Source organism: Acinetobacter sp. 1124_18A, from assembly GCF_052824995.1.
This window is the reverse complement of record NZ_VTDF01000006.1, coordinates 175,926-193,973: the sequence shown is the minus strand read 5'-3', so window position 1 is coordinate 193,973 and position 18,048 is coordinate 175,926. Positions and strand designations below refer to the sequence as shown.

General features: G+C 39.0%; 21 protein-coding genes. 14 read left to right on the top strand and 7 right to left on the bottom strand.

The window, feature by feature from the left end; all coding sequences use genetic code 11:
• Positions 1–6 precede the first annotated feature (6 nt).
• Positions 7–621, top strand: coding sequence for a MarC family protein (locus tag FY048_RS13760; RefSeq protein WP_446091507.1), 615 nt, complete (start codon positions 7–9; stop codon positions 619–621).
• Positions 622–873: 252 nt separating this feature from the next.
• Positions 874–1,389, top strand: coding sequence for an acyl-CoA thioesterase (locus tag FY048_RS13755; RefSeq protein ID WP_003653152.1), 516 nt, complete (start codon positions 874–876; stop codon positions 1,387–1,389).
• Positions 1,390–1,502: 113 nt separating this feature from the next.
• On the opposite strand, the gene FY048_RS13750 is transcribed toward FY048_RS13755, so the two are convergent.
• The gene (locus FY048_RS13750) at positions 1,503–1,703 is read right to left on the bottom strand and encodes a hypothetical protein (protein ID WP_016138977.1); all 201 of its coding nucleotides are present in this window, start codon (positions 1,701–1,703) and stop codon (positions 1,503–1,505) included.
• A gap of 495 nt (positions 1,704–2,198) precedes the next feature.
• Between FY048_RS13750 and FY048_RS13745 the strand changes: the two genes are divergently transcribed.
• Positions 2,199–3,197, top strand: a complete 999-nt coding sequence (locus FY048_RS13745; protein WP_446091506.1) for a CobW family GTP-binding protein — start codon at positions 2,199–2,201, stop codon at positions 3,195–3,197.
• A gap of 43 nt (positions 3,198–3,240) precedes the next feature.
• Here FY048_RS13745 and dctA read toward each other — a convergent pair whose 3' ends face one another.
• Positions 3,241–4,503, bottom strand: a complete 1,263-nt coding sequence (dctA, locus tag FY048_RS13740) for a C4-dicarboxylate transporter DctA (protein WP_446091505.1) — start codon at positions 4,501–4,503, stop codon at positions 3,241–3,243.
• A 189-nt stretch (positions 4,504–4,692) separates the two neighbouring features.
• Between dctA and FY048_RS13735 the strand changes: the two genes are divergently transcribed.
• The 5 genes from FY048_RS13735 to pgaD all read left to right on the top strand — a co-directional run bounded on the left by FY048_RS13735 (position 4,693) and on the right by pgaD (position 9,665).
• On the top strand, positions 4,693–5,223 hold the full coding sequence (locus FY048_RS13735; RefSeq protein WP_016138974.1) for a YaeQ family protein: 531 nt from the start codon (positions 4,693–4,695) through the stop codon (positions 5,221–5,223).
• An 86-nt stretch (positions 5,224–5,309) separates the two neighbouring features.
• Positions 5,310–5,648 carry an FKBP-type peptidyl-prolyl cis-trans isomerase gene (locus FY048_RS13730; RefSeq protein ID WP_016138973.1) on the top strand — a complete coding sequence of 113 codons (339 nt, stop codon included), beginning with the start codon at positions 5,310–5,312 and terminating at the stop codon, positions 5,646–5,648.
• 243 nt (positions 5,649–5,891) lie between these two features.
• Complete coding sequence (pgaB, locus tag FY048_RS13725; RefSeq protein WP_446091504.1) at positions 5,892–7,886, top strand: poly-beta-1,6-N-acetyl-D-glucosamine N-deacetylase PgaB; 1,995 nt, start codon at positions 5,892–5,894, stop codon at positions 7,884–7,886.
• A gap of 13 nt (positions 7,887–7,899) precedes the next feature.
• Positions 7,900–9,156, top strand: a complete 1,257-nt coding sequence (gene pgaC, locus FY048_RS13720) for a poly-beta-1,6-N-acetyl-D-glucosamine synthase (protein ID WP_446091503.1) — start codon at positions 7,900–7,902, stop codon at positions 9,154–9,156.
• A gap of 89 nt (positions 9,157–9,245) precedes the next feature.
• Complete coding sequence (gene pgaD / locus FY048_RS13715; RefSeq protein ID WP_446091502.1) at positions 9,246–9,665, top strand: poly-beta-1,6-N-acetyl-D-glucosamine biosynthesis protein PgaD; 420 nt, start codon at positions 9,246–9,248, stop codon at positions 9,663–9,665.
• Positions 9,666–9,710: 45 nt separating this feature from the next.
• On the opposite strand, the gene FY048_RS13710 is transcribed toward pgaD, so the two are convergent.
• The 4 genes from FY048_RS13710 to FY048_RS13695 form a co-directional block, all read right to left on the bottom strand.
• A complete protein-coding gene (locus FY048_RS13710; RefSeq protein ID WP_446091501.1) occupies positions 9,711–10,271 on the bottom strand; it encodes a TetR/AcrR family transcriptional regulator in 561 nt (186 codons plus the stop codon).
• Between the two features lie 28 nt (positions 10,272–10,299).
• Positions 10,300–11,178, bottom strand: coding sequence for an alpha/beta hydrolase family protein (locus FY048_RS13705; RefSeq protein ID WP_446091500.1), 879 nt, complete (start codon positions 11,176–11,178; stop codon positions 10,300–10,302).
• 34 nt (positions 11,179–11,212) lie between these two features.
• Positions 11,213–12,001, bottom strand: coding sequence for a crotonase/enoyl-CoA hydratase family protein (locus FY048_RS13700; protein ID WP_446091499.1), 789 nt, complete (start codon positions 11,999–12,001; stop codon positions 11,213–11,215).
• Positions 12,002–12,195: 194 nt separating this feature from the next.
• The gene (locus FY048_RS13695) at positions 12,196–13,140 is read right to left on the bottom strand and encodes a DMT family transporter (RefSeq protein WP_446091498.1); all 945 of its coding nucleotides are present in this window, start codon (positions 13,138–13,140) and stop codon (positions 12,196–12,198) included.
• Positions 13,141–13,541: 401 nt separating this feature from the next.
• Between FY048_RS13695 and pnuC the strand changes: the two genes are divergently transcribed.
• Both pnuC and FY048_RS13685 read left to right on the top strand, forming a co-directional pair.
• Positions 13,542–14,123 carry a nicotinamide riboside transporter PnuC gene (gene pnuC / locus FY048_RS13690; protein WP_003653131.1) on the top strand — a complete coding sequence of 194 codons (582 nt, stop codon included), beginning with the start codon at positions 13,542–13,544 and terminating at the stop codon, positions 14,121–14,123.
• A gap of 14 nt (positions 14,124–14,137) precedes the next feature.
• The gene (locus tag FY048_RS13685; protein ID WP_348950221.1) at positions 14,138–14,437 is read left to right on the top strand and encodes a hypothetical protein; all 300 of its coding nucleotides are present in this window, start codon (positions 14,138–14,140) and stop codon (positions 14,435–14,437) included.
• Between the two features lie 46 nt (positions 14,438–14,483).
• Here FY048_RS13685 and FY048_RS13680 read toward each other — a convergent pair whose 3' ends face one another.
• A complete protein-coding gene (locus tag FY048_RS13680; protein ID WP_003653128.1) occupies positions 14,484–15,296 on the bottom strand; it encodes an IclR family transcriptional regulator in 813 nt (270 codons plus the stop codon).
• 273 nt (positions 15,297–15,569) lie between these two features.
• Here FY048_RS13680 and FY048_RS13675 point away from each other — a divergent pair, with 273 nt between their 5' ends.
• From FY048_RS13675 to FY048_RS13660, 4 genes are read left to right on the top strand one after another with little or no spacing between them, the layout of a single operon-like run.
• Positions 15,570–15,875, top strand: a complete 306-nt coding sequence (locus FY048_RS13675) for a non-heme iron oxygenase ferredoxin subunit (RefSeq protein WP_003653126.1) — start codon at positions 15,570–15,572, stop codon at positions 15,873–15,875.
• A gap of 27 nt (positions 15,876–15,902) precedes the next feature.
• On the top strand, positions 15,903–16,202 hold the full coding sequence (locus tag FY048_RS13670) for a recombinase-like helix-turn-helix domain-containing protein (protein ID WP_003653124.1): 300 nt from the start codon (positions 15,903–15,905) through the stop codon (positions 16,200–16,202).
• A 16-nt stretch (positions 16,203–16,218) separates the two neighbouring features.
• Positions 16,219–17,286 carry an aromatic ring-hydroxylating oxygenase subunit alpha gene (locus tag FY048_RS13665; protein ID WP_017388716.1) on the top strand — a complete coding sequence of 356 codons (1,068 nt, stop codon included), beginning with the start codon at positions 16,219–16,221 and terminating at the stop codon, positions 17,284–17,286.
• The gene (locus FY048_RS13660; RefSeq protein WP_424613470.1) at positions 17,279–18,043 is read left to right on the top strand and encodes an SDR family oxidoreductase; all 765 of its coding nucleotides are present in this window, start codon (positions 17,279–17,281) and stop codon (positions 18,041–18,043) included. The genes FY048_RS13665 and FY048_RS13660 overlap by 8 nt, the downstream gene beginning before the upstream one ends.
• The last annotated feature ends 5 nt before the right edge of the window (positions 18,044–18,048 follow it).

The following is an 18,048-nucleotide window of genomic DNA, read 5'->3' as shown; positions in this document are numbered from 1 at the left end:
ATATGCATGGCGTCTCCATATCTGCATTCTTTTGTTTTATTTTTCTCTTTGCTCAATCCATTTTTGATGAGCATTTATATGATTGGTCTGATCCGCCATTCAGAAACAAGGGTGTTTAATAAAGCACTGATTCAGGGAAGTGTAATTGCTTACATTGTATTTATGCTATTTGCATGGGGCGGTGAAGCAATTTTTAGTAAATATCTGAATGTACGTTTTGAAGCCTTCCAGATTTTTGGTGGGTTGATTTTTCTAGTGATTGGCTATCGCTATGTGTTTCAGGGTGCCGATACCATCGGTGAAATGAGGGGTGCGCCAGAACATCTGGCAGGCACCATTGCCATGCCTTTCATGGTTGGCCCGGGAACGATTAGTGCTGCCGTAGTCACGGGAATGGAAATGTCAATTGGTGAGGCAGCCCTAGTGATTGCCTTCACCTTGTTTTTAACCTGTAGTATTTTGATTTTGATGAAATTTTCACATGATCATTTACGCTATAAACATGCCAAGCATATCGACCGTTATTTCGACATTGTGGGCCGTTTATCTGCTTTATTAATCGGAACGATCGCCATTGATATGATTATTAATGGTGTGACAGGCGTTATTACTAAAGTATAGTGAATGATCTGTAAGACCCTGCTATGCCATTAAGCGTGGAATAAAATGGCATAGCATGTTCTATAAAACTTTAAAATAAATGATGCAGCTATAAAAAATAACTTTAAAAATAATGCTTTAAAAAATTAGATTTTAAAAAACAATCAGAGATATTAAAAAATACAATGCCATGTTGTGGATTTAATCATGTTTTTTTTGTGAATTATCAACCATAATGTTCATTGAGCTTGTTTTAAGACACAGAGTTGAGCTATGCCTACATTAGATGAAATAACCACAGCAACTGATGATCAGTCTGAATTGACGATGTCAGTTTTGATGACGCCTGATATGGCAAATTTTTCAGGTAATGTTCATGGTGGTACGATTCTAAAACTACTAGACCAAGTTGCTTACGCTTGTGCGAGCCGTTATTCGGGTGGCTACGTGGTGACGTTATCTGTAGATAAGGTGAATTTTAAAGAACCTATTTATGTGGGTGAGCTGGTAACCTTCTTGGCAAGTGTTAACCATGTAGGCCGTACTTCAATGGAAGTGGGAATACGTGTTGAAGCCCAAAATATCCAGAAGCGTACAGTGCGCCATACTAATAGTTGTTATTTCACCATGGTTGCTGTTGATGAACAGAGCAAGCCATGTGAAGTGCCTCAATTAAATCTAAATACTGAGTGGAAACGTTGCCGCTTTGAAGCAGCCGAGCACCGTAAGGTTTTACGTCTACAAGAAAATCACAACCCATCTTGTAGTATGTATAAAAAATCTTCTTAAAAAAAGGATCGAACCGCAGCATGGTTCGATCCTTTTCTTCTTTACTGAAATTCAGCATCCATTTTTCATTTCAGTAAAATTATCTCTGAGCTTGGAGGAGAGTGCTGAGAGAATTAACGAGTTGCAGGAGCAGCTTCAGAAGCAGAACCTACAGCATCAGATGCAGCATTTGCTGTGTTTGCTTGTTCTTGAGTTGAAACAACAACTTTCTCTTCACCAGCAGTGCTGTGTGCTTGTTCATGTTTAGAAGCAGCGAAAGTTGAAGCAGCAGTTAAAGCTAAAGTTGTTGCAAGTAGAGTCTTAGCTAATTTCATTTTATGGCATCCTTAAATTCATTAAAAAAGTAAATCAAACCTAATCGTTCATACCTACATGAAACGTGTATGGCTGAATGACTAAGCTAGGACACATGCTAAGCCGAGCTTGGGATTACATCAATTAACTTAACAATCTATTACGCCTATCTTAACAATATGAAATATACGGGCCGTTTATGTGCGGAATCTGTAAAGTTAACCGGCTTAAATACACCTTAAAATGTGTAAAAATATTTCTTCTTGAATGAAAAAAAACCAATTGTGTTACGTAAACCTAACACTCTGGCATGAATTGTGAATGCGTATAAATAGAATATTCCGTTTGAATTGCAATTATCTAAAGTTAATTTAGATTTTAAATGAGATGTAAGTCTCATTATTGGTTCGTTAAGTAAAAATTAAAAAATCATCGGCTAAGTTTAAAAATCATTTACATGACAAAAAAGAGTGATATACCTAAAATGTTTTAGACCGTTCCAATTTGAGTGACTCGTGAAATTTATTGCCCAAAAAACTGTTCCTACCCATATTATTTCCGGTTTTTTAGGGGCGGGGAAAACCACGTTATTGCAGCATTTATTAAGTCAGAAACCTAAAGATGAGGTCTGGGCTGTATTAATGAATGAGTTTGGGCAAATTGGAGTAGATCAACAACTCTTACCTCAAGATGAAGGATATGCAGTCAAAGAATTATTAGGTGGTTGCTTATGTTGTAGCAGTCAATTGCCTATGCATATTGCTTTAGCTCGTCTATTGAGTGAACAAAAGCCAGACCGACTCTTTATTGAACCGACTGGTCTTGGGCATCCTTCGCAGTTATTTGATCAACTGACTGAACCGCATTGGCAAAGTAGTTTAGCCATGCGAGCATTAATCACAGTTCTAGATGGTAGCCGTTTGCATGATACAAACTGGGTAAAGCAAAACCTTTATGAAGATCAGTTAAAAGCTGCCCAGATTGTGGTGGTGTCACATACTGATGTGATGACTTTTGAAGATGATCAGGCACTTGAGTTATTAAAAGAAGAATATCAGCCTTATCAACAAGAATGGATTAAAACTGAAAATGGTCAGTTAGCTCTCAATAAAATTGATGTAGCTGCTCGTTTAACTGAGCGATCTATACAGCCCTTACTTAAACTTCAAAAACAAATGACTGAAACTGAGGTTAAGAAGGAAATTCAGCAATTACCTTATCATTATGTCGAGTCGGCACAAGGCTATATTGTGGCAGGTTGGAAATTACCTAAACGCTGGAAATTCGAGTTTTATGCTTTGCTAGATTTATTATGTGCGCAGCAAGACTGGCTGCGAATTAAGGGAATTTTTAATACAGATCAAGGTTGGAAAGTTTTTAACTTTAATCCTGATCAGTTTAATTATAAGTCTGGTGAAGAGGGTATTGATAACCGTATTGAAATCATTAGCGCACATCATCACGATTGGTTGGCTTTTGAAACGGCGTTACTTGCTTGTCAGCTTAAAGAGTAGAGAACATTAAACCAAAGACGATTTAATGTTCTCTAAAACGGATTTAAGGTTTTGTATTTAACACTGCTTTGGCTTGAGCATGGTCAATATCTTTTTCCCAGTGTGCAATCACTACAGCAGCAACACAGTTACCGATTAAGTTGGTGCAGGCACGAATAATGCCAATGAACCAATCGACTGAAAGTAGAAGTACTAGACCAATCGCAGGGAGGCTTGGAATAACTGAAAGTGTTGCTGCAAGAATAACTAAAGCTGAGCCGGGAATACCGTGGGCACCTTTAGACGTGATGAGTGAAACCAGCAAAATAGCCAGCAAGTCATGCTTAGATAAATCAATATTGCAGGCTTGCGCAATAAAGATCACCCCTAAAGTTAAGTAAATTGAAAACCCATCTAAGTTAAAAGAATAACCCGTAGGAATGACCAGACCGACGGTTGAATCTTTAATTCCCAGATTTCTGAGTTTTTTCATAATTTGAGGTAAGACAGAGTCAGAAGATGCTGTACCCAAAACAATGGCTAATTCATCTTTAAAATAAGCCACAAATTTGAAGATGTTGAGACCGGTAAGTTTTAAAATTGAACCTAAAACCACAACAACAAATAAAATGCAGGTCGCATAAAACAGTAGAACCAAATAGCCCAATTGTAGAAGTGAATCTAAACCAAATTTGGCAGTGGTATAGGCCACTGATCCGAACACACCAATAGGTGCTAAACGAATAATCAGACCCATAATTTTAAAGAAGACTTCAGAAAAAGCTTCAAGCGCCTGACGTACTAACTCTGCCAAATGTTTAGGAATTAAAAGGAGTGATACACCAAATAAAATAGCGATGAGTAAAACTTGTAAAATATCGCCGTTTGCAAAAGCGGCAGTGAATGTTTTTGGAATAATATTGAGTAGAAATTCCGAACCTGTGTGCATTTCATGGGCGCGTTCAGTATAGGTGCTTAAATCTTTTGCATCTAAATGGCTGATATCGATATTCATACCGACGCCCGGTTTAAATACATAAGCCACAATAATGCCTAAAACTAAAGCAATACTGGTAACCACTTCAAAATAGAGAATGGTTTTTGCACCGACTTTGCCCATTTTTTTGATGTCATTTGCACCATAAATGCCGAGCACAACGACACAAAACACAATTGGTGCAATCAGCATCTTAATTAAAGAAATAAAACCATCACCTAAAGGCTTTAAAGATAGGGAGAAATCATGAAAACTAGCCCCAACTGCAACTCCAAGAAAGAGAGCGCAAAGAACCTGTAAAAATAAACTACGTTTAAGCTTCTGCCACATAAGTCATCAATTTTAGCAAGAGGAGAATATTTCTCTTTCAAGCAAAAAGCCGGCCAACTCTCAAGCAAGCAAAGCGTTTTGGAAGAATATGCAAATTTCCAATTACTATGTTGTGGATTGCTCAGTTTTTTTATAAATTTTTACCTAAAATCGAGTATCCTTAGCGCCAAATTTTGGAACATATTAATCATGGCGCTTAAAGCAACAATTTATAAGGCAGACTTGAATATTGCCAATATGGATGACCATATTTATGGTGATTACCAACTGACACTTGCCTTGCATCCTTCAGAAACTTTAGAACGTTTAATGGTTCGTTTGATGGCCTTTGCCCGTTTTGCAAGTGATGAGCTTGAGTTTACTAAAGACCTTTTTGAAACTGACGAACCAGCATTATGGCAAAAAGATTTAACAGGTCAGTTAGAAGCATGGATTGAAGTGGGTTTACCATCTGAAGATAAAGTCAAAAAAGCCAGTTCGCGCTGTAAAACAGTTGCGGTTGTTGTTTATGGCACACAAGTCGAAGAATGGTGGAAGCGAAACAGTAAAATTAAAACGTTAAGTAACGTTCAGGTTTGGCAAATTGCTCCTCAAAGCACAGCTGAGCTCGAACAAATCTGTGAACGCACCATGCAGCTACAATTAAATGTCATGGACACAGAGTGGACGCTTTTAGGTGAAAAGGGTCAGGCAAATGTTGTGTGGACGCAGTTACAGTAAAATAGAAAAGCGCAACAAATTCTACAGATTCAATTGGTACACTAAGTACCAATTGCTATTTAGAAATTCGATTTAAGGGGTAAACCATGTCAAATGAACTAGAAATTATCGATTTAAAAGTAGGTGAAGGCAAAGAAGCTGTTAAAGGTGCTTTAATTACGACTCACTACACTGGTTGGTTAGAAGACGGTACTAAATTCGACTCTTCAATTGACCGTGGTAACTATTTTGAATGCGTAATTGGAACAGGCCGTGTCATTAAAGGCTGGGACCAAGGCATCATGGGAATGAAAGTTGGCGGTAAACGTAAATTAATCGTGCCTTCTCATTTGGCTTATGGTGAACGTAAAATGGGTAAGATTATTCCAGCTAATTCTAATTTAATTTTTGAAATTGAATTATTTGATGTCAAAACTCGTGATTAGTGAAAAATAGAAGCCCTTGAGGGGGCTTTCTTGTTTATATGAGCTTTAAATATAAATACATTCATAATTTATATTTTAGCTTTTTGAATATTTAAGATTATTTTCAGATTATTTGATTATAAATGCTGACTGAAAAACTGTTCATTTGTGGGCAGTGTGATATTAAGACCAAATTTCAGAAAGTTTGCGTCTTAACTTCAAATTTCACATAAATAATCTATATTGTTATTGAGACGCTATTTCATGATTATCCGCTTTGCATCTCCTTTGTTGAATCTTACGCTTGGATTGGCCCTTACAGGCATGTCTGGTATGGCATTGGCTAAACCACAAAAACTCGATGCTTCAACACTTACGGTCATTGGCTATCATGAAGTTACTGATACAAAAAATGCAATGATCCCTCAATATGCAGTCACTACTCAACAATTTACACAGCATGTTGAATGGCTACAAAAAAACGGGTTTCATTTTATTACGGTTGATCAATTAATTCGTGCGCATCAAGGTAAAAATCCACTACCGACCAAGCCAGTATTATTGACCGTAGATGATGGTTATCAGTCTTTTTATCAAAATGTATATCCTGTTATTAAAGCAAAAAAAATTCCGGTTGTTTTGGCTGTAGTAGGTTCATGGTTAGAACCAAAAGCTGGCCAAAAAGTTGACTTCTCTGGTGAGGAAATCTCTCGCGATAAGATCTTGAGTTGGAATGAACTTAAAGAAATGCAAGACAGCGGTTTAGTCGAAATCGCGAATCATAGCTATCATTTGCATCGTGGTATTACGGGCAACCCGCAAGGCAACTCTGAACCTGCTGCGACCACACGTTTTTATGATGTTAAAACACAAACATATGAAAACGATAAACAATATCAGGCACGAATCTATAGCGACCTGAAAAAGAATAATGACTTATTAAAAGCGCATGGCTTACGTTCGCCACGTGTTATGGTTTGGCCATACGGTCGCTATAATATGCAAACTGTCCAAATTGCAAAAAATTTAGGCATGCCTGTGACCATTACACTTGATGATGGGGCAGACCACGCAAAACAATCTCTACAAAATATGAGCCGTATTTTGGTAGAAGGTGGAATGACAACTGATGATTTGGCTCAAGAAATTAAAAACCGTGAATTAAATTTAACGGATAACAATCGTCCGCAAAAAATCATGCATATCGATTTGGACTATATTTATGATCCAGATCCGAAACAACAAGAGCGTAATTTAGGACACTTGTTAGATCGAATTAATGGCATGGGTGTAAATACAGTTTATTTACAGGCATTTTCAGATCCAGATGCGAATGGTTCTGCTGATATGGTTTATTTCCCTAACCGCCATATTCCAATGCGTGCAGACTTGTTTAACCGTGTTGCATGGCAAATTCAAACGCGCACACCTGTAAGCCGTATTTATGCATGGATGCCGTTATTGGCGTGGGAACTACCAAAAACTGATCCTGTTTCTAAGGATTTAGTAGTGACTCAGCAAGAGAAAGCAGGTGAACACCTTAATATGGGTTATATCCGTTTAAGTCCGTTCTCAGCAGATGCACGCCAAACTGTTCGAGAAATTTATCAGGACTTAGCTAAGTCAGCTTCGTTCAATGGAATTTTATTCCACGACGATGTGACCTTATCTGATTATGAAGATGCAAGCCCTGATGCTTTAAAAGCTTATGCAAAACAAGGTTTGCCAACAGATTTGGCAAAAATCCGTGAAAACGATCAAGACTTGCAAAAATGGACTGCATATAAGACAAAATATCTAGATGATTTTGCAATGCAACTCGTTGATGACGTGAGACAATATGAGCCGTTCTTGGTCACTGCACGTAACTTATATGCGCAGGTAGCTTTAAAACCATATGCAGAAAACTGGTATTCACAATCGCTTGAAGAGTCATTAAAGCGTTATGATTTTACAGCTATTATGGCAATGCCTTATATGGAGCAGGTTGATAACTCAGATCAGTTCTATAAAGACATGGTTGATCGCGTGAAACAATATCCTAATGGCATCAAGAAAACCGTTTTTGAATTACAGGCAACCGACTGGCGTAAAAATGAAAAGGTACCTTCAACTGAAATGGCAGCAACAATTCACTCACTTTATCAACAAGGTGTAATGCATGTCGGATATTACCCAGATGACCCAATCAAAGATCATCCGGATGTTGACGTAATGCATAAAGCATTTGCTGAAAAATCATCTCGTCTTGTGCCGTAGTCGAGGCTGAAACATGACAATCTTTGCTGCAATATGGTCGCATGCTTTAAAATTCGTTTTTTATTACCCATTATTCATGTCGTATTTATGGATGATGGGTGCGATCATTTTCTATTGGAAAGAACGTCAGGCTCCGCCTTACGATCAACCAGCTCCTTTAGAAAGTTATCCAAAAGTCGCTGTATTAGTTCCTTGTTTTAATGAAGGGGATAATGCAGAGGAAACCATTAGCCATGCTTTAAAACTGGACTATCCTCATTTTGAAGTCATTGCGATTAATGATGGCAGCTCAGATAATACAGGTGAAGTACTTGACCGCTTAGCAGAACAACATGAAAAATTACGTGTTGTTCATTTGGCACAAAACCAAGGTAAAGCCATGGGATTGCAAGCCGGAAGCTTAATGACCGATGCCGAGTTTTTAATTGGTATTGATGGTGATGCTTTACTTGATCCACATGCGGCAAAGTGGATGATTCGTCATTTCCTTGAAAACCCAACGGTTGCAGCTGTTACTGGAAACCCGCGTATCCGTACTCGCTCAACTTTATTAGGGCGTATTCAGGTCGGTGAGTTTTCTTCAATCGTAGGTATGATTAAACGTGCACAGCGTACCTTTGGTCGCTTGTTTACCGTATCTGGTGTAGTTACTGCTTTTCGTAAAAGCGCTGTTCACCAAGTCGACTATTGGTCACCTAATATGTTGACTGAAGATATCGATATTACTTGGAAGTTACAGCGTGCAGGTTGGGATATTGAGTTTGAACCGAATGCCTTGGTTTGGATTTTAATGCCTGAAACCCTCAATGGGTTGTGGAAACAACGTTTACGTTGGGCAATGGGTGGCGCACAAGTATTAATTAAAAATATTGATGTGTTCACTAAACCAAAATTGAATTTTTTATGGCCTTTAATGTTTGAGCTTTGCTTAACTTTAGTCTGGTCATATTTAATGCTAGCGATGGCTTTGTTGTGGTTGGTACATTTTATTTTACCACTCCCTGCATTAGCTGTTGTGAGCTCCCCATTTTTACCGTATGGTACCGGTATTTTATTGGGGGCAACCTGTCTAATTCAGTTTGCTTTAAGCAAATGGATGGATAGTCGTTATGAACCGCATCTAGGAAAAAACTATTTCTGGATGATCTGGTATCCATTGGTCTTTTGGCTAATCACTATTTCAGCAACCATTGTGGCATTTCCAAAAGTCTTACGACGTGGAGATGAGAAACGAGCACGTTGGGTGAGCCCGGATCGGGGCATTCGCTAGAATGAAATGCAAGAGTCATGAGATTTTAAAGATCGTGCTGTATTGATGTCTGGGGAAAAACCACAGCACTTCGTTAGGTAAAGAGAGAAATGAAGACAGATTCGTTGATTATTGATTTACGCCGTCAATTACCATGGCATAAACGCTATGCTTCTACAACAAGCACAGCCATGATGTGGGCGGTTTGGTTGTTGTTGTGGCGTCCATTTGTGTTTGTATGGCTATTGGTTGAACTACAAAAAACTCATTTGGTACACCGTTTATTTAGTGCCTTTGGTGTAGGACTTGAACATGGCCTTAGCGCATTAATTGCTTGTGCAATTTGCTTATTGTTATGGAGCCATTTGCTACCAGAGCGCCGTGTCGGTGGCAGTGCACTTAAAGCAAAACAGACTGATGATTATGCGCGCTATTTTGATTTACCTGAACATGAAATTGAGCAGGGGCGTAGCCAAAAAATTACAGTCGTTCACCACGATGAATTAGGTAAAATCGTGAGAGTTGAATAACGATTAGCTAAAAAATAAAGCCCACTTTAAGTGGGCTTTATTTTTTTAAGAATTAAGAAGTCCAAGAATACGTTGCTTAACTTGATTGATGTAAAACTCATCATGAGTGACACGGTACATCAAGATCGCTCCTTCATAATCAGCAATACTTTGTTTTGCTAAAATCTCTGCTTGATCTTGAGCAATGCAACAAGCAAAAATAGATTGAATAGCCAGTTGCCAGTCCTGAAAAATACTGCGTATTTTGGCTAAAATTTCAGGTGAGCCATATGCTACTTCCATTGAAATTACCCCAATCAGACAACCATTCACCCCTTGGGTAAAAAACTGCACAGCACGTTTATGCATTTGCTCAAAACGTTCAATGGCTGAGAGTTCTGAATTTTCAGTAGCACCAAATAAAGAATGGATTAAATATTGATGAGTGCCATTTAACACCTCAAGCAAAAGTGCCTCTTTGTTTGGATAATAATAGTAAAAAGAAGCTTTGGTGAGGCCGCAAGCTTTTGCCAGCATGTCCATGCTCGTTCCGGCATATCCATAAGTTTTGAACTGCAAAGCGCAGTGCTTAAGCAGATCTTCTTTGGTCAGTTTTTGCGGTCTCATTTCACATCATCCCAAACATAAAGCAGGTTTATAAAAAACCATCAAAAGTGGTGCGGATTTTACTCCAGATGTGTTCAGCATCTTTTTTAAAATAACCCATGTGGCCAATGGTTTTCATAGCAACATCTTGAGGTTGAAGACTGACGTATGAAACTTGAGCTTGTCGATAATGCTGCATAAATGCCCGACAAGAAGTAAGTAAAGCCCAATCATCATCAAGGGCAGAGACTGCATAAATTGGAATTTTGACAGCGGCATATTGTTCAATTAAGTGTTGCTGTTCTGGGTCAGCAAAAAAATACTTAGGGTTTTTACACCATTTACGCCACTGTTTATACACATTGAGGGGTAAATCAGAACCCATATTAAATTTGCTCCAAGGCAAATAACCTGTCACGGCAACAATGGGTGGAAACACGATATTCCAGACCACTTGAACTTTAAATCGTTCTTTCAGTGGCATGTAGCCGTGCCAGCCAGCACCTGTACCAAAGGTGTAGCAGGCCAATAATTTATCATGATTAGGTAGTAGACCTAGCGCATGGCCACCATAGGAATGACCAACCATGAAAAGAGGTAGGGGGTCTTTTGATAAATATTCAATCGCACCAGCTAAGTCATATTGTCCCCAATCTAAATAAGACATATCAAATCCTTTTAAAGATTTTGGACTCGATTTTCCAACGCCTCGATAGTCAAACGTAAATATCTGATAGCCAAATTGCGTCATATATTCAGCGAAGCGGCGGTAAAACTCATGTGGCACACCCGTTGCTCCCGCAACGACAATATTTGCTTTAGCAGGTATCGTTGTAAAGTAACGTGTGCCCTTGAGTTGATAACCATCTAAAGCTGGGAATTGTACAGTTTGGCTAGGCTGTTCATTGATTTGAGTTTCTGGTTGCATTGCTTTTCTCTTTATTTTTCTAGCGTGATGAATTTTATTTACCTTTAAAAACAGGCGGTCTTTTTTGCACCATGGCAAACACACCTTCTTGAACATCTTCTGTGGTGAGTAAAGGCTGAAGATGGCTCTGTAATTGGCTAAAAGCAGTTTCATAACCTTCATTAATGGCTTCACGGGCAGAGGCGAGAGTGGCTTTTACAGCAAGTGGTGCAGCTTGAGCAATATGTTCAGCCAGTTCTATTGCACGGTTGAGCTCCGTACCTTCTGGGCATATCTCTGTAATCAGGTTCATATCAAAAGCTGCTTTTGCATCGAAGCTGTCACCGGTGAGTAAATAGCGCATGGCTTTGGCCCAACCTGCGGCTTGAGTAAAGCGCGCAGTAGCTCCACCAAAAGGTAAGATGCCGCGCTGAACTTCCATCTGTGCAAACTGAGTATTTTCACTTGCTAAAGCAATGTCTGCATTCAGAAATAGTTCAATACCAGCGGTGTAGCAATAACCCTGTACCGCAACAATCAAAGGTTTACTCAGTTTTCGTCCAACTGTACCCCACGGGTTAACTTCTTCATCACTAAAATCAAAAACACCTGTAGCGAGCTTGGGTTGTAACTCAACTAGATCTAATCCGGCCGTAAAATGGTCGCCATGAGCAAAGATAACAGCACAGCGAAGTGCATCATTATTTTCATATTCAGTAAGTGCTAGTGATAAATCTTTAATCAGGTGGCTATCAAAGGCATTACGTTTTGTTGCCCGATCTAGACCAATTAAAAAAATATGTTCGCGAGTTTCACGGCTGACTTTTCCTTCTTGATTTGACATGTCGTGATGTCCTTTATTTGTCTTTAATAATTTTTTAAACGATCGTTAGAAAACTGTCAAATACAATTTATAGACTACTTCGTAAACAAAAATAGAAGGGGGATTAAAATAAAACTAAACTTTTATTCTTAAGATCAATATAAATATAAGGGGCAGAATAACCTGATGAGTGGCCTCAATCAGGTTATAAAACATTATGTTGGACGACGTGAATACATCAGTAATCCTAAGCATAACAGGGTTAAACCTAAAATAAGATGTGAGCTGAGCTGTTCATGGTTGAACCATGTCCCCCAAAATGTAGCTAAAACTGGGGTAATAATGGTAATGAGTAACACAGTGGTCGGTTGTAGGACTTTGATGAGTTGATAATAGAAAATCATGGCAAGCACAGATGAAAAGACTGCACTGTAGAGCACTGCTATTGAAATTTTAAGGCTCGGAAATTCAGTTGGAAGATGTGACCAAAAGAAAGGCAACAGGCATATATAACCGACCCATGAAACAAGGGTGGCACCTGTCATTTGTGTAATTGGCGGAACATGCGCACCAACAGATTTTACGGCAAAAGTCGACAATACATAAAACAGCATCGCAATCAGCTCTAACATAATACCAATGCGGTTGAGCTGAAAACCTGATGAAGACAGTCCTAAAGTAAAACTCATCCCGACAAGAGCGATACCCAGCCCAAGCCACTGCCATGCTGAAAAACGTTCACGTCCTAATAAAAAAGAGCTGATGAGTCCAGACACTAACGGAGAAGTACCGTAAATAATTGAAATAATGGCAGAGGGGACTTTATCTGCGCCCATATAGCAAAAGGCCATAGAACCAAATAAGCCAATGGCTCCGGCACAATAACTTAAAACAGCTTTTTTACTAAAGATGAGTTTTAAACGAAAAAATTTTAGACACAGCAAAGCGATTGGAATTGCCAAACTGAATCGAATAAATAACCCCCATGCCCAGTGAATTTCTTGTACTGTCCAGACGGCTGCGAGTGGGGTAAGTGACCAAATAATGACGACAGCAATAAATTGGCCGGCTGTAGCAAGGCGAGTAGAAGGTGAAGATAATGCTACAGCCGGCTGAATCTGCGGGGTGGGTATACTCTGTTGTTCAAATAATGGCTTCATATAAAGCTCCAGAAAGTTTGTTTTTGTGTTTTAAAAGGGCATAAAAAAAGCCGCGTTTTATGGCGGCTTGTTATGAAAATCAGGGGGTATATTACAAATGGAATATCTTGATTTTCTCATCCAAAGCGCCAGATTGTCCAAAATAAGGACGTCGCCAATCGACCATAGAGACATTGACCTCTAAGGCATATAATTGGTGAACCAGACATAGATGGGCTTTAGATAAAAACATGATAAGTATATTAAAATACAGGTGATATTTTTATAACACAGAAATAGAAAAGTACAAATTATATTCAAGCATGGACCATAGTTTTTTTGATTTCAAATTAGCAGTTTGCTTAACCTGATATTTTTCTCATAATACCCCGTCGAATTGATCTCTATAAGAAGCTGTTCTTATGTCACCTTTAGAAATTTTTGCAGTCTTGATTAGCCTAATTGGAGTTGGATTAACTGTTATTAGGAACATGTGGTGTTGGCTGTTTAATTTCTTTGCCTTTGTTTTATATGCTTATTTGTTTTACGAATTTAAGCTTTATGGTGAAACGATTTTACAGTTCTTTTTCATGGTCGTAAATTTTTATGGTTTTTACTACTGGTTCAAGGGAAAGCAGCAAGATCATGACATTCGTATTGAACCGATTGCAGTTCAAAAAGCAATTTTTCAAATGATTATTGCGGCGGTAGGTGGTTTGCTCTTTGGTTTGATTCTTAAAAACTTTACTGATGCAGCGGTGCCAATGCTTGATTCGCAACTTGCAGCATTTAGTTTACTCGCAACCTATTGGACCAGTCGTAAGCATATTGCCACATGGGTACTTTGGGTGTTCGTTGATATTATTTATGTAGGCATGTTTATCTATAAAGATTTATTTTTAACAGCCGCTTTATATGCAGCCTTTGTGTTAATGGCGGCTTATGGTTGGTATCAATGGGAAAAGGTTAAAAAGAAACAGAATTTATCTTCTGAGCCGATTTAGTTTGGAGAATGGTCATGTTGTTGAGCTTAGATGGTTATAAACAGCAACAGTTTGATCAAATTGCCGCAAAAATAATGGCCGAATCAAAAGAGTATTGTGAATTTAATTCAGTCTCAGATTTTTATAATGCTGCATGGCTTAAGGATTTTCCACAAGGCAGCCAGATTTCTGCTACTGGTTTAGATGATGGCGCTGAAGAGTTTTATGCCGTTGTAAAATTTAAACAGCAGTATTTAAAGTTTGATATTAAAGAAAACCATTCGATAGTTATTTTTCAAGATATGAATGGGAACGTATTTAAGCGTAATTTTTAATTTCTGAAATAAAATTGCAAAAAAAAGCGACTTAACGTCGCTTTTTTTAATAAATAAATTTTGAAATTTTGTTTGCTGTTTCAACGACTAGGCTTGCAATATCTTCTTTAAACGTTCTTTCATCATAGGTTGTAATTGGGCAACTCACTGAAATAACAGCGACCATTTTGCCATTTGACTGTTTAAATATAGGTGCCGCGCAGGCTGCCATATCATGATTATAATGACCCCAGCTCACCATCGTTTTTTGTGTTTTTACATAAACTAATCTTTGCAATAAGGTTTTTAAATTGGTTGGAGTCAGTTCAGAAAAACTATCCCAATCATCAAAGTTACGGTAACGCTGACGTACTTCAGTTTCAGGTAAATCAGACAATAGCATTTGACCAATTACGGTTGCATGGGCAGGCCAGCGAGTACCTAAGCTAATGTTACTCGTGAAGGTTCCCATCGACTGAATATTATTTACAAAGACAATATGTGTGCCTTCTAAAATAGAAAGATGCACGGCAAGTTTGGTTTGATCACGTAGTTCTTTCATTAAAGGCGTCGATAAATCGAGCAATGAAAGTTTAGATAAACTGTTAAAACCTAATTCCATGACTTTTGAATCAAGTGCATAAGTTTTTTGAGAAGCTTTTCTTAAATAGCCACAAGATTCGAGTGTATAGATTAGACGAAATGCACTAGAACGGTTCACTTCTAAAATTTCAGCGATTTCTGTAATCGTCATTTCTTGTGCTTGTTGGTTAAATGCTTGCAAGATGGCTAAACCCCGTACAAGACCGGGTACTAAATATCGATCATCATTTTTTGTTGTTTCTGATTCTTGCGAATCTTCTTCAATTGTTAGGCTCATTCGTGTCATTTTCCTATAAATAAAACAAGGTTCAATTTGGGGCATGCTGCTTTATTTTAGAACTATTGTAATTGTTAAAAATGCATAAAACAATTTTTATATTTAAAACTTTGTTTCTTGTTTGAAACGTAACAAAATATTTAAAATTTATTAAACCAATGAATTATCTATTTATTTTTACTTTGACAAAAAATGATCAAGGGTATTATGCTTAGCTCATGTTTTGAAAATCAAATTATGTTTTGTATATAAAACAAAATGAGGACGCAAGGTATGAGTTGGATCTCAATTTGTCAGCAGGGTGACGTTAGCGAAGATGAGCCGAAAGCCATCGAAATTGAAGGGAAGAAAATTGGCGTATTTTTCGTCGATGAAAATTACTTTGCGATTGAAAATGTTTGCCCTCATGCATATGCCTTATTAACCGAAGGATTTATCGAAGATCAAACTGTTGAATGTCCATTGCACGAAGCAATTTTTGACATTCAGACAGGTGAGCTAAAAAGTGGACCGGGATGTAGAAACCTATGTACGTACCCAGTTCGTGTTGAAGGACAAGATATTCAAATTCAACTCTAGTCCTCACAGGTACAAGGAAGCAGAACAATGAAGACATTTAATGAAAAGTTGGCTAGCTGGATTCATGCAACGCCGGCAACCGATGCAGGTATCAACAATATTCAAATTCCTGGTCAATCTGAATTGTTGGTTTGGCAAACACGTTATAAAGAACCAACCGTCTACGAACAAGACTTTGTAAAGAACTTGATTCAGGCATTTTCTGCGGGCGCAACAGCTTTAGATGACGTTGTTTCTGCACTTAATCAGCAGGGTTTCCGCTGTGAATCTGGTGATGAATGGACTTCTGCGAGCTTTACAGAAGAAATGCAACGTTTAGGTTATTAATTCAAGGAAGAATAAAATGAACGCAATCGTATCAGCTTCACAAAGCGCTGAAGAATATTTAGAACTCGGTTTACGTGATCAATGGCATCCGGTTTTAGCAAGTTGGGAAGTCGCTGCCAATCCGGTCGGAATTACCCGTTTGGGTGAAAACATTGTGGTTTGGCGTGATGCCGAAGGTCAGGTACACGCACTTGAAGACCGCTGTCCGCACCGTGGTGCCCGTCTTTCGTTAGGCTGGAACTTAGGTGACCGAGTTGCTTGTTGGTATCACGGTGTTGAAGTTCGTGCTGATGGTGTGGTTGCAGATGTACCAGCCGTTCACGAATGCCCAATGACAGGAACCAAATGCTTAAAAAGCTATCCAGTTAGTGAACAGCATGGCGCAATTTTTATTTGGTTTGGTATCGACGCAAATGAACAGCCAAAACCGCTTGAGTTCCCAGAACAACTTGCAAGCGAAGAGTGGAGTGCGTTCCTTTGCCAAGCCGACTGGAAAGTAAACCATCAATACGCGATTGATAACGTGATGGACCCAATGCACGGGACCTATTTACACGCGACATCACATTCGATGGCAGATGGTGAACGTACCGCGGAGATGAAGCACCGTACAACCGATAATGGCTTTGTTTTTGAAAAAGAAGGTCAAACAGGCGTGAACTTTGACTGGGTTGAATACGGTTCAACAGGTGCAAGCTGGTTACGTCTTTCAATTCCGTATCGTAAACAATTTGGTCCGGGTGGCGAGTTCTGGATCGTGGGTTATGCAACGCCAATTGATGCCAACAATACCCGTGTATTTTTCTGGCGCTGCCGTAAGGTGAGTGGCTGGCAACGTAATGTATGGCGTTTCTTATATCGTAATCACTTAGAACAGTTGCATTGGGATGTGTTGGAACAAGACCGCATTATTTTAGAAAACCTTGCACCAAATGCGCGTGAAAGAGAATTCTTATATCAACACGATGTGGGTCTTGCACGTTTACGCCGTTTAATGAAGAAAGAAGCTGAAAAGCAATTAAAGAAAATTGCTGCACTAAATGCATCAAACCGTATCGAGATGCAGGAAGAAGCTCATGGCTAATGTAGCGTTGCTGCAAGGCAAAAAAGTTTTAGTGACTGGTGCTGCACGTGGTTTAGGGCGAGATTTCGCCCAAGCGATTGCTGAAGCTGGTGCTGAGGTTGTAATGGCAGATATTTTGTCTGAGCTCGTTCAACAAGAAGCACAGAACTTGCAGAAACAAGGGCTTCATGTTCATGCGGTCACCGTTGACCTTGCCGATGCGACCTCGATTGAAAATGCGGTAGCAAAAAGTGTTGAGCTGTTAAAAGGGCTAGATGGCCTTGTGAACTGTGCGGCACTTGCAACCAATGTAGGTGGAAAAAATATGATTGACTATGATCCTGAACTTTGGGATCGGGTCATGAATATTAATGTAAAAGGCACATGGCTGATCAGTAAGGCATGCGTTCCACACTTAAAGCAGTCGGCTGCTGGCAAAATTATTAATGTTGCATCAGATACTGCTTTATGGGGTGCACCGAACCTGATGGCTTATGTGGCAAGTAAAGGTGCAATTTTTGCCATGACACGTTCGATGGCAAGAGAGTTGGGGCAGTTCAATATCTGTGTCAACACATTGTCTCCAGGTCTGACTTTGGTTGAAGCAACTGAATATGTACCGCAGGAACGTCACGATTTATATGTCAACGGAAGAGCGATTCAGCGTCAGCAACTTCCACAAGATTTAAATGGAACAGCATTGTATCTACTGTCGGATTTGTCCTCTTTTGTGACAGGTCAAAATATTCCGGTCAATGGCGGTTTTGTCTTTAACTAAGGAGT